A 14074-nucleotide genomic window follows, 5' to 3' on the forward strand; every position below is an offset into this window, starting at 1 on the left:
CCCATCCACATCACCCTGGCACCCGGCATCCAGATGCCAAGTGATCCTCACCTCTTCGTGTTTGCCGTGGTGCCCAATGGCCCGCCCATGCCGATTGCAGTCAAGCGGATCAGGGATCCCAAACTGCCTATCACGCTCTCTCTCGGAGATGGAGATGCCATGATCGAAGGCAGCAAACTTGAAGTGAACCCCGAGCTGCAGTTCAAGGCCAGGCTCTCCGCGGGCGGCAACGTCATGAACAAGGAGGGGGCCTTCGAAGGGGTATCGATAACGGTATCAACAGCGACAATTCCGACAGTGCCGATTGACATCCGTATCGATCGCGCCCTCTAATAGCATCTTTACTCGGCCCCTTTGGGGCCGAGCCGTTTATAATAATCAAACAGTTCAAGTGACTTTCTCAAGGTAAATCAGTATGCAAGTGCGTTTAGGTGCATGGGTACTGGCACTGCTGCTCGGTGGCTGTGCTGGCGGCCCACCCAAATCGGGACCCGCGAGCCTGGATGTGGGGCTCAGCAATCACAATGCCCCCGGGGCAACCAGTACCGCCAACGATCCCAAGGATCCCTTTCAGGGCGCCAACCGCGCCATGTGGGCGGTCAACTTTGATGTGCTCGAGCCTTATGTTGCTCGCCCGGTGATCCACAGCTATGCCGACTATGTGCCGGACAGCGTCAAGGAGGGGATAGACAACTTCGTCAACAACTTCGACGAGCCAAGCAGCATGGTCAACCACCTGATCAGCGGTGATCTGCCTGGCGCAGGGACCAACCTGGGACGCTTCACCCTCAATACCACCCTGGGTCTGCTTGGTATCTTCGATGTGGCCAAGCATGTGGGACTGGAGCGCAACATGCTGGAGATGAGCACCCTCATCGGCCGTGCCGACATCGGTGAGGGGGGCTATCTGATGTTCCCCGTCTACGGACCTACCACGACCCGGGATCTGATTGGTGACACCATAGATACCTCTATTTCCCCTATGCCCTGCTGACCTTCCCGATGAGAGTGGTGCACTGGGCCCTGGATGGGGTCGGTACCCGATCCAAGCTTATCGATCAGGAGCGGGTCGTCGACAACTCCCTCGACCCCTATGCCTTCACCAAGGGCCTCTACCTGCAATATGATCAGAGCAAGATCGAGGGGCGTAACGTGCCCTTTGGCGATGGGGCCAGACCCCAGACCGGCCGTCAGGATGAGGGCAATCTGGACGAGTATCTGGACGAGATCGACCAGTAGGCCCGACTCCCCATCAAATAAAAAAGGCGCCTGTTGGCGCCTTTTTCATATGTGAACTGCCCATAAAAAAACACCCCGCAGAGCGGGGTGTTTTGGCAAGAAGCGGCAGATTAAGCAGCCAGGTTCTTGGCCACGAATTCCCAGTTGACCAGGGTCCAGAAGGTTTCCATGTACTTGGGACGCATGTTGCGGAAATCGATGTAGTAGGCGTGCTCCCACAGGTCGACGGTCAGCAGCGGCGTGGTACCGGCTTCGGTCAGCGGGCAACCGGCGTTGGAGGTATTGACGATGGCCAGGGTGCCGTCGGCTTTTTTCACCAACCAGGTCCAGCTAGAACCGAAGTTGCCGATGGCAGACTTGGTGAAGGCATCCTTGAACTCGGCGAAGGAACCGAATTGCTTGGCGATGGCATCGGCCAGGGCGCCAGTCGGCTCATTGCCGCCGTTCGGGGAGAGGCAGTGCCAGTAGAAGGTGTGGTTCCAGATCTGGGCTGCGTTGTTGAAGATGCCGCCGGTGGAAGTCTTGATGATCTCTTCCAGAGACTTGCCTTCAAACTCGGTACCCGGCACCAGGTTGTTCAGGTTGACCACGTAGGTGTTGTGGTGTTTGCCGTGGTGATATTCCAGGGTTTCCTGGGAGATGTGCGGTTCCAGAGCATTGATTGCGTAGGGCAGAGCGGGAAGTTCGAAAGCCATTTTCTACTCTCCATTGGCTGGCCGTGCGAAAGCGACGGTTGCAAGACATTGCATAGGCTTTTCTTAGGAGAAAAGCATTATTTTACGTGATTGGGCGAACGTCCTCAGGTAGCCGGACGGGCGCCCAATGGGCCGAATGATTGTAACAGCATCAAAGATGGGCTCACAACTCTTGATTCTCGCCATGATCGGGATCAACCCGGCGCGTATTGAGGTGGATGTAAATCACTCGTTTTCGGTTTGCCGGTTTGTGGTCGGCTAACTTTGCAGTAGAATGATCGCCGAAATCGCTCTAGTGAGGCACCTATGGAAACTATTGAAAAGATTAAACAGCAGCTGGCCGAGAACCCCATCATTCTCTACATGAAGGGATCCCCCAAGCTTCCGAGCTGCGGTTTCTCTGCCCAGGCCTCCCAGGCCATGATGTCTTGTGGCGAACCCTTCGCTTATGTGGACATCTTGCAGAACCCGGACATCCGCGCCGAGCTGCCCAAGTTCGCCAACTGGCCCACCTTCCCCCAGCTGTGGGTCGATGGTGAGCTGGTCGGTGGCTGCGACATCATGATTGAGATGTTCCAGGCAGGCGAGCTGCAGACGCTAGTTAAAGAGACTGCCGCCAAACACAAGCCGGAAGACGCCGCCGAATAAGCGCTGTTGCCGCTTGCACCAGATTAATCCTGCGGTTTAGCTGGTGCAGAATACAAAAGAGGGGAGCCATTGGCTCCCCTCTTTCATGGGCGCTTCTGCCCGTTGTGTGGATAAGTCCCTCAGGAGATGCGCTCCAGACGAGCCATGTAGAAGCCATCGAAGCCAGTTTGGCTCGGGCTGACATTATGATCGTCCAGCAGGCGGAAATGCTCATTGGCGGCCAGGAACTTGTCAACCTGCTGACGGTTCTCGGACGGCAGTATGGAGCAAGTTGCATAGACCAGAATGCCGCCTATTTTGGTCATCTGGCTGTAGCGCTGCAGGATCTCTTCTTGCAGCGCCATCAGGATTGGCAGGCGCTCGGCGGTGTCGCGCCACTTGGCATCCGGATTGCGCTTGAGCACGCCAAGGCCGGAGCAGGGCACGTCCAGCAGCACGCGATCTGCGCTCTCTTTCAGGCGCTTGACGGTCTTGCTGCTGGTGATGAGGCGGGTTTCCACGTTGTGGGCCCCGGCGCGGCGGGCGCGCTGCTTGAGGTTTTCCAGCTTCCACTCTTCCACATCCATGGCGAGCAGGCGACCCTTGCCCTCCATCAGGGCAGAAATATGCAGCGTTTTGCCGCCGGCACCGGCGCAGGCATCGATGACCTTCATGCCCGGTTTGACATCGAGGGCGGCCGCGACCAGCTGGGAGCCGGCATCTTGCTGCTCGAACCAGCCATCGGCAAAGGCCTTGGTACGGAACAGGGCTGAGTCAGAGGTGACCTGCAAGGCACTGTCGACACCCTCAACGGGGATGGTGCTCACATGCTCTTTGTTGAGCTGGGCTTGCAGCTGCGCTTTGGTGCACTTGAGGCTGTTGACGCGCAAGTAGCGCTTGGGCATCCAGGCCAGGGCGGCCCGTTCGGCAGGCCAGGCGTCGCCAAGCTGCTCGGCACCGAGCTTTTCCAGCCAGCTTGGGCAACCATCCATCAGCACAGGGTTCTTCTTGGCTTCGGTCAGACGGCGCCGGAAGGCTTCTTCGTTGAAGCGATCCAGGCTGGGGTGGTTTGGCATATCAATCTTGTGAAACGCATGCCAGCTGTGCAGCAGCGGCCAGACGTTCTTGGCGGCTTGGCGCACCTGAATGCCTGACAGGTTGCAGTAGAGGCTGAGGCGACGCAGCAGATCGCCGGTGACCAGGGCAATCCTTGCCTGTTCTTGGGGTTTGAGTTCGATGCCGGAAAAATGACGGGCATAGGCACGATCCAGGGTGAGGCCCTGAGTCAGTACGTCGTCAAGAATGGCATCAACCAGATCCCCGAAACGGGGTAACAGTGGGGATTTGAGCATGAGATTAACCTTGGCCGATGAAATCCGCGCAATGATAGGGGTTAGACCAGATTGGCGCAACCGCAGTGCTCGCGCTTTCCCTTGCTGGTGACCCCATAAACGGCCATGATCCCGTTATTTATTGGTGCAGAGACGGCCAGCACCCCCAGAGATCGCCATACTAGTGCGGGCAACAAGCCATGATGGCCCAGACGATAAGGATATCCAGATGATGTCGATGCGAACACTTCTGCTATTGATCCCCCTGTTGGCCAGTCAGGCCCAGGCGGAGTCCGCACCGCACTGGCGCACCCTGGCAGCCAAGGGTCAGGAAGAAGCTGGGTTCGAGGTGCGGGCACGGGCGTTTCGCCAGGTCGATGATGCCAGTGCGCAGCTGACCGCCCTGGCCGATGGCGCGCGCACCCTGGTGCTGCCTCTGCCCGAGGGGGGGGAGACCGGTTTCATGCTGACGCTCAACGATCTGCTGCCAGCCGAATTGGCGGCCAAGTATCCTGGGCTCCTCACCTTCAGCGGCCAGAGCCTGCAGGATGAGCGCGATACCGGCCGTTTCGAACTGGGCCCCCTGGGTTTTCACGGCATGTTTCACTATCAGGGGCGGCTCATCTTCGTCGATCCCCTCGGGGATGGGTTGGGCTATGTCGTCTATGACCAGCGCGATGCCCTGAGTCCGCTTGAGCAGCAGGCTGACGAGGTGTTGGGTCAACCCAGGGCCCTGGCCCGCAGCGTGCTGGTGAGTGGCAACGAGCGCAGGCGCTACGTCATCGCCATCTCGGCATCGGGCGAGTATACCCAATATCAGGGGGGGAGCGTGGCCCAGGGGCTGGCGGCCATCGCCACCCTGCTCAACCGGGTCAATGAGGTCTATCAGCGGGATCTCGGGGTGAACTTTCAGCTGGTCGCCAACAATGATCTCATCATCTACACCAACCCTGCCACCGACCCCTTTCAAAACGACAGCAGTGACATGATCAAGAACCAGAGCGTGCAGACGGCGGCTCTGGGGGCGACTCCCTTTGATATAGGTCACGTGCTCAACACCGGAGGAGGGGGGTTGGCCATGCTGGGCAGCCTGTGCGTCGCCAATTTGAAATCCCAGGGGATGACCGGCTCGACTACCCCGGTGGGGGATGCCTTCTTCATCGACTACGTGGCCCACGAACTCGGTCATCAGCTGGGAGCCGATCACACCTTCAACGGCACCACCGGGGACTGTGGCAGCGGCAGCCGTACCGCCGCCCAGGCTTGGGAGCCTGGCAGCGGCAGCTCCATCATGGGCTATGCCGGTCTGTGCGGCGAGGAGAGTCTGCAAGAGAGCAGCCTGCCTTACTTTCACAGCAAATCCATCGAACAGATGCGCGAACACATGGGGCTCTACCAGAACTGCGGTACCCGTGAGGTGCTCAGCAACAATGCCCCTCAGGTTGCGGCAGGCAATGATTATGTGATCCCGGCCAATACCCCTTTCTTGCTCAATGGTGGCGGCTCGGATCTCGATGGCGACAGCCTGAGCTACAACTGGGAACAACTCGATCGCGGCGCGGCCTCTACCAGCCTGGCGACCATGGTTGATGATGGCAGCAGGCCCATCTTCCCCTTCGTGGCGCCCGGCACCTCGAGTCAGCGACTGTTGCCCAGCCTGAGTTCATTGCAAAGCGGCACCCTCGCCAAGGGAGAAGCCTGGCCGACCACCAACCGCACCCTGCATTTTCGCCTGACGGCGCGTGATGGCAAGGGCGGAGTAGGCAGTGACGAGATGCAGGTGCAAGTGGTGAATACCGGGTCGCCATTCACGCTGACAGCCCCATTGAGCGGCACTCTGAGCGAGGGACAATCTCTGGCTATTCGCTGGCAGGTGGCGGGCAGCCAGTCTGCTCCCATCTCTTGTTCAAGGGTCGATGTGGCCTTGAGTGCCGATGATGGCCACGCCTGGAGCCCGCTTGCGAGCGCCATTCCCAACAGTGGCAGCACCACGCTGACGCTGCCGACCCTGCCTGTCACCAGCCAGGGGCGACTGAAGCTGAGTTGCAATGGCAACATCTTCTTCGCCCTGAGCCCCAGATTGAGCCTGGCGGGCAGTGGCAGCACCATAGGCGCGGTCAGTCCGGCGCCAACAGCGCCCAGTGATGATTCCAGCGGAGGCGGCGGCAGTCTGAGCCTCTGGACCTTGCTGTTGCTCGCGCTGGGGAGCGCGCTGCGGCAGCTCGGCGGTCAGATGAAGCTGTTGCTCGCGCTGGGAGTACTGCTGTTGGCCGGTTGCCAAGCCGATGCCAGCCCCCAAGTCGGGATGCCGTCCGGTGTTGAAACCCCGGGGGTTGCACAGGCTCTGGATGAGCATCTGGCTCGTGGCGATCACAGGGTGATCATCCGTGCTGGCCGTGGTCAGATGGTGCCAGGCATTCCGGCCGAGCAGCAGGAGGCGGTCAAGGCGCGTTGTGGCATGCGTTACATGGAGGGGCTGGGGGATCTGGTGAGGCCGGGGCAGGAGGCGCAGCAGCAGGCGTTGACAGACTTTGCCGCCGAATACAATCGCCAGATGCTGGTTCACTGCCCGCGCGCTGAGAAAGCAAAGTAAGGAGCCAAGGCTTACTTGGTCGTGATGGCAGACAAAGGGAGGGGGGCCATGGCCTCCCTTCGCAGTTGAGGCTTGTCGCGAGGCTGGGCTAGTCGCACAATGCCTGTCAGGACATGGCCGCCAGAAGGCAGATACCGAGTCTTGGTATCTTGCGCGGTAATGGGAAAAATAAAGAAGGAACAACAAGATGATGGATGTTGCTGATCTGCGCCGTGAATACAGCAAGGGCGGCCTGCACCGAGCCGACTTGCCCGCCGACCCCCTGGCGCTGTTCGAGACATGGCTGGGGCAGGCCTGTGAGGCCAAGCTGTCGGATCCCACCGCCATGGTGGTCGCTACCGTCGATGTCAGCGGCCAGCCCTGGCAGCGCACCGTCCTGCTCAAGCACTATGATGCGGCCGGCATGCTGTTTTACACCAACATGGGCAGCCGCAAGGCGGTGCAGCTGGCGGGCAATCCCTGCATCAGCCTGCTCTTCCCCTGGCATATGCTGGACCGTCAGGTGCATGTGACAGGGCGAGTAGAGAAGCTGAGCGCCTTTGAGGTGATGCGTTATTTCCACAGCAGACCCAAGGATAGCCAGATAGCCGCTTGGGTCTCAAAGCAGTCTTCCCGCATCAGTGCCCGTGGCGTGCTGGAATCCAAATTCATGGAATTGAAGCAAAAGTTCGCCAATGGCGAGGTGCCGCTGCCCAGTTTTTGGGGGGGATACCGGGTGGTGATCGACAGCGTCGAGTTTTGGCAGGGTGGCGAGCACCGGCTGCACGATCGCTTCCTCTATCAGCGGGAAAGAGATGGCTGGCAGATAGATAGATTGGCCCCCTGACAGCAGTGACTACTCACCCCAGTGATGTCTCGGAGGCCTGGCGTGCTGACATGGAGAGACCAAGCCCCATGCGTCTGCTGATCGATGGCGATCTGCTCCAGGCGCACTGGCTCCCTGACTTGAGGGCCTGGCAGCGCGCCGGGCACAGCTGGTGGTTGCTGGGGCGGCGAGGAGATAACAATGCATTCTGCGGTGGCGTCAGGGGACAGGAGAGTGTGTCCTACCCGGATGGGCTGCTCGATGCATCCGCGCTGCTGGCCGATTGGTTGGCGCCTGAGCAGGGCAAGGGACTGGCGAGTGACCAAGCTGCGCACCGGCAAGTGTTGCTGAGCAGCGCCTCTGCCTTGCTGGTGCTGGCCAAGGAGCAGGGGTTGCTGACGCTGGGGCCGAACGGAGCAGATCAGCCGCTACCGCTGGATCAGGCGCTCGGCCCAGCCCTGACTCGCCTGCAGGCGAGGCGCCTGACCCTGCCCTGCCTGCGAGACACCCTTGTTGCTTTTTCAGCCCGCTCACCGGCCGCGCCTCATTCCCGGCGAGGCGTGCCGACCAGTGCTATCTGCTTGCGTCCTCTGGTGGCGGCGGATGCATCCTGGATAGAGAATTATTGCCTGGATCCGGCCATGGCCCGTTACACCCTCCATATTCCCCACCCCTACCCGGAGGACGCGGCCCATGAGTGGTTGCAGCTTTGCTGGCGCAAACAGGCGCTGGGACTGGCATGGAGCTGGGCCATCTGGCTGGATGCGCAAAGGGGGGCTGCCCCTGTGGGCACTGTCTCCCTGAGCAGTCAGGGCTCGCTGGCCTGGTGGGTTGGTGTGCCCTGGCAAGGGCTGGGCATAGCGACCCGGGCGGCGGCGCTGGTACGAGACTTCGCTTTTGCGAGTGCTCACTTACCTGAAGTCAGTGCCTGCCACATGGCTGGCAACCTTGCCTCGGGCAGGGTGATGGCCAAATTGGGCATGACGGATCAGGGGATGGCGCCGCTGACCGAGCGCTCGGCTTGTGTCGTGCGGCACTGGCGCCTGAGGCGCGATGCCTGCTCGATATAGTGCCAGCGTCCAATCCTGACGCGCTGCACGGGCTTGACCTCATGTCGATGGGAGTCAGGCTGCACTTCGTTTTCCTGGGGGAAAGCTCCCATTTCTGGTCAAAGGTGTTCCGGCCCGGTGGGATTTCTGTGGAATAATGGCGGCAAGTTGTATCAGGAGTCTGTCTTAATGCTGAGAACCGAGCGCCCCGGCGACATGTTACCCGTCTATGAGTTGGTGAGTGCCGCTTTTGGCCGCACCGATGAGGCCGAACTGGTCAACCGCCTGCGTGAATGCGGCGCCGCCGTGGTGACCCAGGTGGAAGAGGAAGACTACGAGTTCATGGGCCACCTCTTGCTCAGCCCCGTCACCATCAATGGTCTGGAAGGCCCCTGGCTCGGCTTGGCGCCCGTTGCCGTGCACCCGGACTGGCAGGGGCAGGGCATCGGCTCGGAGCTCATCCGTGAAGGGCTAGATACTGCGCTGGAGATGGACTGGAAGGCCGTGGTGGTGCTAGGCGATCCCAGCTACTACAGTCGCTTCGGGTTTCGTCCCGCCAGCGAGTTCGGCCTCTGCTGCTGCTATGAGGTGCCGAGCGAGCACTTCATGGCCATGGAGTTGCAGGCCGGTGGCCTGGCAGGGTTGCACGGAGAGGTGCTCTACCACCCTCTGTTTGACGAGCAGCCTGAGGAGTGACGCCTCCCTGTTTTGCCATAACAGTATTCATACCTTCAAGGCGCCATCATCCATGGTAATAGTGACCTGACTGTTTGCCGCATCGTCTACCCGGCGTAGGTGTTTCTAGGTCCGATCTACAACTCCTCTTACCTATTTAGAAGGTGGTTACTGGGTGGATGGGCGGAGCTTTGAGGACATAAAGGTCGCCAGGATGTTGCGGCACAGGGGCAGGGAAGATGAGTCAGAAGGCCACCAGGTGGCCTCAAGATGGCTGATGAGCAAAGAAAAGGCGCCCTGGGGCGCCTTTTTTGTTTCGATTGAATCGTCTCAATCGAGTGAACTGGGTCAATCGAAGAACCAATAGCCGCGATTCACCAGTCGGGTGAACAGGTGCAGGAAGCCGGCCTGATCCGCCAGGTCCACCATGTCGGACTGGGTCACCAGATCGCGATCGCACAGCAGCTTGAGGGCGGCGCCATCGGGTTCGCCCAGGGTCCAGGCCTCGCCATCTATGTAGCAGGTCTGGCTGTCGTCGCTGAACCAGACGCAGCGCAGGCCAGGCACCCGCACCGCAGGCTGGCCCTGGGTCAGCAGATCGGCCACTTCATCGCTGCTGTAATCCGGGGCGTCGTCCTGAGGCAGGGGCATGACATCCAGATCGTGCTTGGCCTCGGAGATCGTGGCGCCGAACCACTCCTTGAACAGGGTCTCGTCATCCAGGGCCTGTTGCATCAGTTCGCGCAGGCGGTGCAGCTCGTGTTGCTGGATCTCGCCATGGTGGCGGCACGGCTTGAGATCCGGGTCGGCGTAACGCTCGGTGCGGATCTCGTTATCGATCAGGTGATCGGCGAAGGAGGTGAGCAGATCGCGCGCATCGGGCGCGCGAAAACCCACGGAGAAGTTCATGGAGGGCTCGATGGCGTAGCCTTCATGGGGGAATCCGGGCGGAATATAGAGGATATCGCCGGGTTCCATCTCCACATCGATGATCGCCTCGAAGGGCCCGCAGTGACGCAGGGCACGGTGCGCGGCGTACTCGGTGATCTGCTGGGCATCACCCACCCGCCAGTGGCGTTTGCCAAGGCCCTGGGTGATGAAGACATCGTACTGATCGATATGGGGACCGACGCCACCCCCCGGGGTGGAGAAGCTCACCATGACGTCATCGAAACGCCAGCCCGGGATGAACTGGAAGGGCACCGCCAGCTCATGGACCTCGGGAGCCCAATGGTTGCAGGCCTGGATAAGCAGGGTCCAGTCACGCTCACCCAGCTGATCGTAATCTTCGAAGGGGCCGTGCTCGGCGGTCCACTGATCATCTTTGCAGGTGACCAGGCGCGACTCTATCTCTTTCTCCATGGCCAGCCCGGCCAGTTCATCGGGAGTGATGGGATCCTGAAACTGCTTGAAGCCACCTTTGATAAGCAGGGGGCGTTTTTGCCAATGGTGCTCGAGGAAGTGGGCGATATCCAGATTGAGTTCGTACATGGGGCTTCTCATACCTAATAAAGTGGTCAGACAGAGGTCTTGATAAGGGCAGCGGCTGCGCTTATCGGGACATCCGTCGGGGCGGTTCACTGTGCGTTGCCAAAACAACAGGGGCCCGGCGGGCCCCTGTTGGCAAGCGGGTACTTACTTCAGCTCATCAACCAGCTGCTTGGCGGCGCCAATGTAGTTGGCCGGAGTCAGCTTCTTCAGCTCCACCTTCACCTCTTCGGGCAGTGCCAGGGTGTCGATAAAGGTGCGCATGCCTTCGGCGTCGACGCGGCGACCACGGGTCAGCTCCTTGAGTTTCTCGTAGGGCTTCTCGATGCCGTAGCGGCGCATCACCGTCTGGATGGGCTCGGCCAGCACTTCCCAGTTGGCATCCAGGTCAGCGGCCATGGCCGCGGCGTTGGCTTCCAGCTTGGAGATGCCTTTCAGGGTTGCCTGATAGGCAATCAGCGAATAGCCAACCGCCACGCCCAGGTTGCGCAGCACGGTCGAATCGGTGAGGTCTCGCTGCCAGCGGGAGATGGGCAGTTTGCTCGCCAGGTGCTGGAACACCGCATTGGCCAGACCCAGATTGCCTTCGGAGTTCTCGAAGTCGATGGGGTTGACCTTGTGGGGCATGGTGGAGGAGCCAATTTCACCGGCTATGGTGCGCTGCTTGAAGTGACCCAGGGAGATGTAACCCCACACATCCCGGTCGAAATCGATGAGGATGGTGTTGAAACGGGCCATGGCATCGAACAGCTCGGCGATGTAGTCGTGGGGTTCGATCTGGGTGGTGTAGGGGTTCCAGGTCAGCCCCAGGGAGGTGACGAACTCCTCGGCGAACTGGTGCCAGTCAACGAGCGGGTAGGCAGAGATGTGGGCGTTGTAGTTGCCTACCGCGCCGTTGATCTTGCCGAGCAGCTCGACCGCCATGATCTGCTTGTACTGGCGCTCCAGGCGATAGGCAACGTTGGCCATCTCCTTGCCCATGGTGCTCGGGGTTGCCGGCTGGCCGTGGGTACGAGACAGCAGCGGCATGTCGCGGTACTCATGGGCCAGGCGCTTGATTTCACTGATCAACTGCTCGCAATAGGGTTTGATCACCTCATCGCGGCCCGCCTTGAGCATCAGGCCGTGGGAGTTGTTGTTGATGTCTTCCGAGGTACAGGCGAAGTGGATGAATTCGCTGACAGCCGCGAGTTCGGTGTTCACTTCCACCTTCTCTTTGAGGAAGTACTCAACGGCCTTCACGTCATGGTTGGTGGTGCGCTCAATGGCCTTGATGCGGGCCGCATCTGCCTCGCTAAAGCCGTGGACTATGGCATCGAGCACGGCATTGGCCTGCTCACTCAGGGTTGGGACTTCCGGGATCCCAGCGTGGCTGGCCAGTTTTTGCAACCAGCGCACCTCGACCTCGACGCGAAAACGCAGCAGACCGAACTCGGAGAAGATAGGGCGCAAGGCGGCGGCCTTGTCACCGTAGCGACCATCGATCGGGGATACAGCAGTCAGCGCTGACAACTCCATGGGGTGAACTCCTGATGTGTGGGGGATTAAAATCGTTTAGCCAATTCCACCATCTTCTTGCGAGCGAAGATGATCTGGGTGCGACTGCCACCAAGCTGGCGCCAGAGCACGGCGGCGCGGATGCCGGCAAGCAGCAGGGCGCGAACCTTGTGTTGTACCAGAGGCTGTTGCAGGAACAGCGGCGTGCCAGCCACCTGGATACGGGGCCCTATCGGGCTGATGAGATCGCTGTAGATGCTCGCCATATTGGCCAGGATCTGCTCGTCGAGCAGATCGAAATGCTGTTGCTGGCGACCTATCTGGCTGATGCGCTCCCCCAGCATGCTGAGGATATCCTTGCGCTTTGCCAGCTTGCGCTCCAAGGCAATCAGGCTGACCACGTAGCGGGTCAGCTCGGCATTTTTCTGGCTGCCATCGGCGCCGAGTTGTTCGACCAGGGCGCGGTAGCCGTCGCGAATGGCGAGGTGGCTGCCAAACACTTCCAGGGGCTGCTTGGGGTCGGTGACCAGCACGCTTTGCAGGCTCTCGCGCAGGGCGGCCTCGTCACAGCTGCCATCACGGGCCACTTTCTGCACCAGATAGGCCGCCTGGCAGATGCCGGCAAAGGCCATGGTTCTGTCTTGAAATTTATCGCTCAACTGTGCTGCCTTATCTGTCTGGTTAAACCGTATGGCTAAAACGCTGTTCGATGATATCGAAGAAGGCCATGGTGCGGTCTTGAACGTCATCGTTCATCTCTGCGGGCCTTCCATCTCTTTGTCTAAACCCTATGGCTAAAACGTTGTTCGATGATATCGGAGCAGGCCATGACGCTGTCTTGAATGTGACTGTTCATCTATCACGGCCTCCTATCGGTCTGGTTAAACCTGATGGTTGAAACGCTGTTCGATAATGCCGCCGCCGAGGCAGTTTTCCCCGTCGTAGAAGACGGCGGACTGGCCCGGGGTCACCGCAGCCTGTTTCTCGTCGAAGATGACCCTGATGGTGTCGTCATCCATGGGCTGGATGAGGCAGGGAATATCTTGCTGGCGATAGCGGGTCTTGACGGTACAGCGCAGCGGCGCACGCAGGGGGGTGCGATCCACCCAGTGCAGCTGGCTGGCGATGAGGCCGTCGGAGTAGAGGCGGGGGTGATCCCCCTGGGCCACGACCAGGGTGTTGCGCTCGACCTCTTTGTCGACCACATACCAGGCATCTTCACTCGCATCCTTCATGCCGCCGATCCCGAGCCCCTTGCGCTGGCCCAGAGTGTGATACATCAGACCCTGATGGGTGCCGATGACCTTGCCATCCACGGTTTCGATGGGGCCCGGCTGGGCGGGCAGGAACTTGGCCAGGAAGTCCTTGAATTTGCGCTCGCCGATGAAGCAGATCCCGGTGGAGTCTTTCTTCTTGGCGGTGATGAGATCGAGTTTCTCGGCGATGCGGCGCACTTCCGGCTTTTCCAGATCGCCGACCGGGAACAGGCTCTGACCCACCTGGGCTTCGCTCAGTGTGTAGAGGAAGTAGCTCTGATCCTTGTTGGCATCCAGGCCGCGCAGCAGGCGCGGGCGGCCTGTGCTGTCGTCCCTGCGCACATAGTGGCCGGTGGCGATGTAGGTGGCGCCCAACTCCTCGGCGGCAAATTCCAGGAACGCCTTGAACTTGATCTCCTTGTTGCAAAGGATATCCGGGTTCGGGGTGCGCCCCGCCTTGTACTCCTCGAGGAAATGTTCGAACACATTGTCCCAGTACTCGGCGGCGAAGTTGATGGTGTGCAGATGCATGCCCAGCTTGTCGCAGACTGCCTGGGCATCAGCCAAATCCTGGGAGGCAGAGCAGTACTCGTCCGTGTCGTCTTCTTCCCAGTTCTTCATGAACAAGCCTTCGACCTGGTAACCCTGCTGTTGCAGCAGGTAGGCCGAGACGGAAGAGTCCACACCGCCGGACATGCCGACGATCACCTTGATTTGGCTGTTATCTGTCATTGAGTGTCGTTACCAGTTCGTTTAAACGGGGCGTATTCTAACAGCATTTCGCGCCCTCGGTCACATATACAAATCATGATCCCGGCT

The 14074-nt window shown here is 60.0% G+C and carries 12 protein-coding genes and 2 pseudogenes; 8 read left to right on the forward strand and 6 right to left on the reverse strand.

What is annotated here, in order from left to right; translation table 11 throughout:
- Together G113_RS13660 and G113_RS13665 are read left to right on the forward strand one after the other, a co-directional pair.
- On the forward strand, window positions 1–333 hold a 333-nt coding region (locus tag G113_RS13660), incomplete at its 5' end, for a c-type cytochrome biogenesis protein CcmI/CycH (RefSeq protein WP_005904483.1).
- A gap of 82 nt (window positions 334–415) precedes the next feature.
- Window positions 416–1239: pseudogene (locus tag G113_RS13665) on the forward strand (MlaA family lipoprotein).
- A 110-nt stretch (window positions 1240–1349) separates the two neighbouring features.
- On the opposite strand, the gene sodB reads toward G113_RS13665, so the two are convergent.
- Window positions 1350–1934 (reverse strand): superoxide dismutase [Fe], encoded by a 585-nt coding sequence (gene sodB, locus G113_RS13670; RefSeq protein ID WP_005904485.1) that lies wholly within the window; start codon window positions 1932–1934, stop codon window positions 1350–1352.
- 306 nt (window positions 1935–2240) lie between these two features.
- On the opposite strand from sodB, the gene G113_RS13675 reads away from it, so the two are divergent.
- On the forward strand, window positions 2241–2582 hold the full coding sequence (locus G113_RS13675) for a Grx4 family monothiol glutaredoxin (protein ID WP_005904486.1): 342 nt from the start codon (window positions 2241–2243) through the stop codon (window positions 2580–2582).
- Window positions 2583–2701: 119 nt separating this feature from the next.
- Here the strand turns inward: G113_RS13675 and G113_RS13680 are convergent, their stop codons facing one another.
- Entirely contained in the window at window positions 2702–3913 is a 1212-nt protein-coding gene (locus G113_RS13680) for an RsmB/NOP family class I SAM-dependent RNA methyltransferase (protein ID WP_005904488.1), read from the reverse strand.
- A 202-nt stretch (window positions 3914–4115) separates the two neighbouring features.
- Here G113_RS13680 and G113_RS13685 point away from each other — a divergent pair.
- From G113_RS13685 to G113_RS13700, 5 genes and pseudogenes are all read left to right on the forward strand, one after another.
- Window positions 4116–6098, forward strand: a pseudogene (locus G113_RS13685) (reprolysin-like metallopeptidase); the annotation flags it as partial.
- A gap of 27 nt (window positions 6099–6125) precedes the next feature.
- On the forward strand, window positions 6126–6485 hold the full coding sequence (locus G113_RS22170) for a hypothetical protein (protein WP_169510556.1): 360 nt from the start codon (window positions 6126–6128) through the stop codon (window positions 6483–6485).
- Window positions 6486–6672: 187 nt separating this feature from the next.
- Window positions 6673–7311: a pyridoxamine 5'-phosphate oxidase gene (pdxH, locus tag G113_RS13690; protein WP_152436056.1), complete on the forward strand. Its 639-nt coding sequence runs from the start codon at window positions 6673–6675 to the stop codon at window positions 7309–7311.
- Between the two features lie 68 nt (window positions 7312–7379).
- Window positions 7380–8360, forward strand: a complete 981-nt coding sequence (locus G113_RS13695) for a GNAT family N-acetyltransferase (protein WP_005904494.1) — start codon at window positions 7380–7382, stop codon at window positions 8358–8360.
- 168 nt (window positions 8361–8528) lie between these two features.
- Window positions 8529–9035: a GNAT family N-acetyltransferase gene (locus G113_RS13700; RefSeq protein ID WP_005904496.1), complete on the forward strand. Its 507-nt coding sequence runs from the start codon at window positions 8529–8531 to the stop codon at window positions 9033–9035.
- 327 nt (window positions 9036–9362) lie between these two features.
- Here G113_RS13700 and G113_RS13705 read toward each other — a convergent pair whose 3' ends face one another.
- From G113_RS13705 to mnmA, 4 genes are all read right to left on the reverse strand, one after another.
- Window positions 9363–10505: a ribosomal protein uL16 3-hydroxylase gene (locus G113_RS13705; protein ID WP_005904498.1), complete on the reverse strand. Its 1143-nt coding sequence runs from the start codon at window positions 10503–10505 to the stop codon at window positions 9363–9365.
- Window positions 10506–10649: 144 nt separating this feature from the next.
- Window positions 10650–12020, reverse strand: coding sequence for an adenylosuccinate lyase (gene purB / locus G113_RS13710; protein ID WP_005904500.1), 1371 nt, complete (start codon window positions 12018–12020; stop codon window positions 10650–10652).
- A 26-nt stretch (window positions 12021–12046) separates the two neighbouring features.
- A complete protein-coding gene (hflD, locus tag G113_RS13715) occupies window positions 12047–12658 on the reverse strand; it encodes a high frequency lysogenization protein HflD (RefSeq protein WP_040319234.1) in 612 nt (203 codons plus the stop codon).
- Window positions 12659–12880: 222 nt separating this feature from the next.
- Window positions 12881–13987: a tRNA 2-thiouridine(34) synthase MnmA gene (gene mnmA / locus G113_RS13720; protein WP_005904504.1), complete on the reverse strand. Its 1107-nt coding sequence runs from the start codon at window positions 13985–13987 to the stop codon at window positions 12881–12883.
- Window positions 13988–14074: the final 87 nt, after the last annotated feature.

It is taken from the genome of Aeromonas molluscorum 848, from assembly GCF_000388115.1.
GTDB lineage: Bacteria > Pseudomonadota > Gammaproteobacteria > Enterobacterales > Aeromonadaceae > Aeromonas > Aeromonas molluscorum.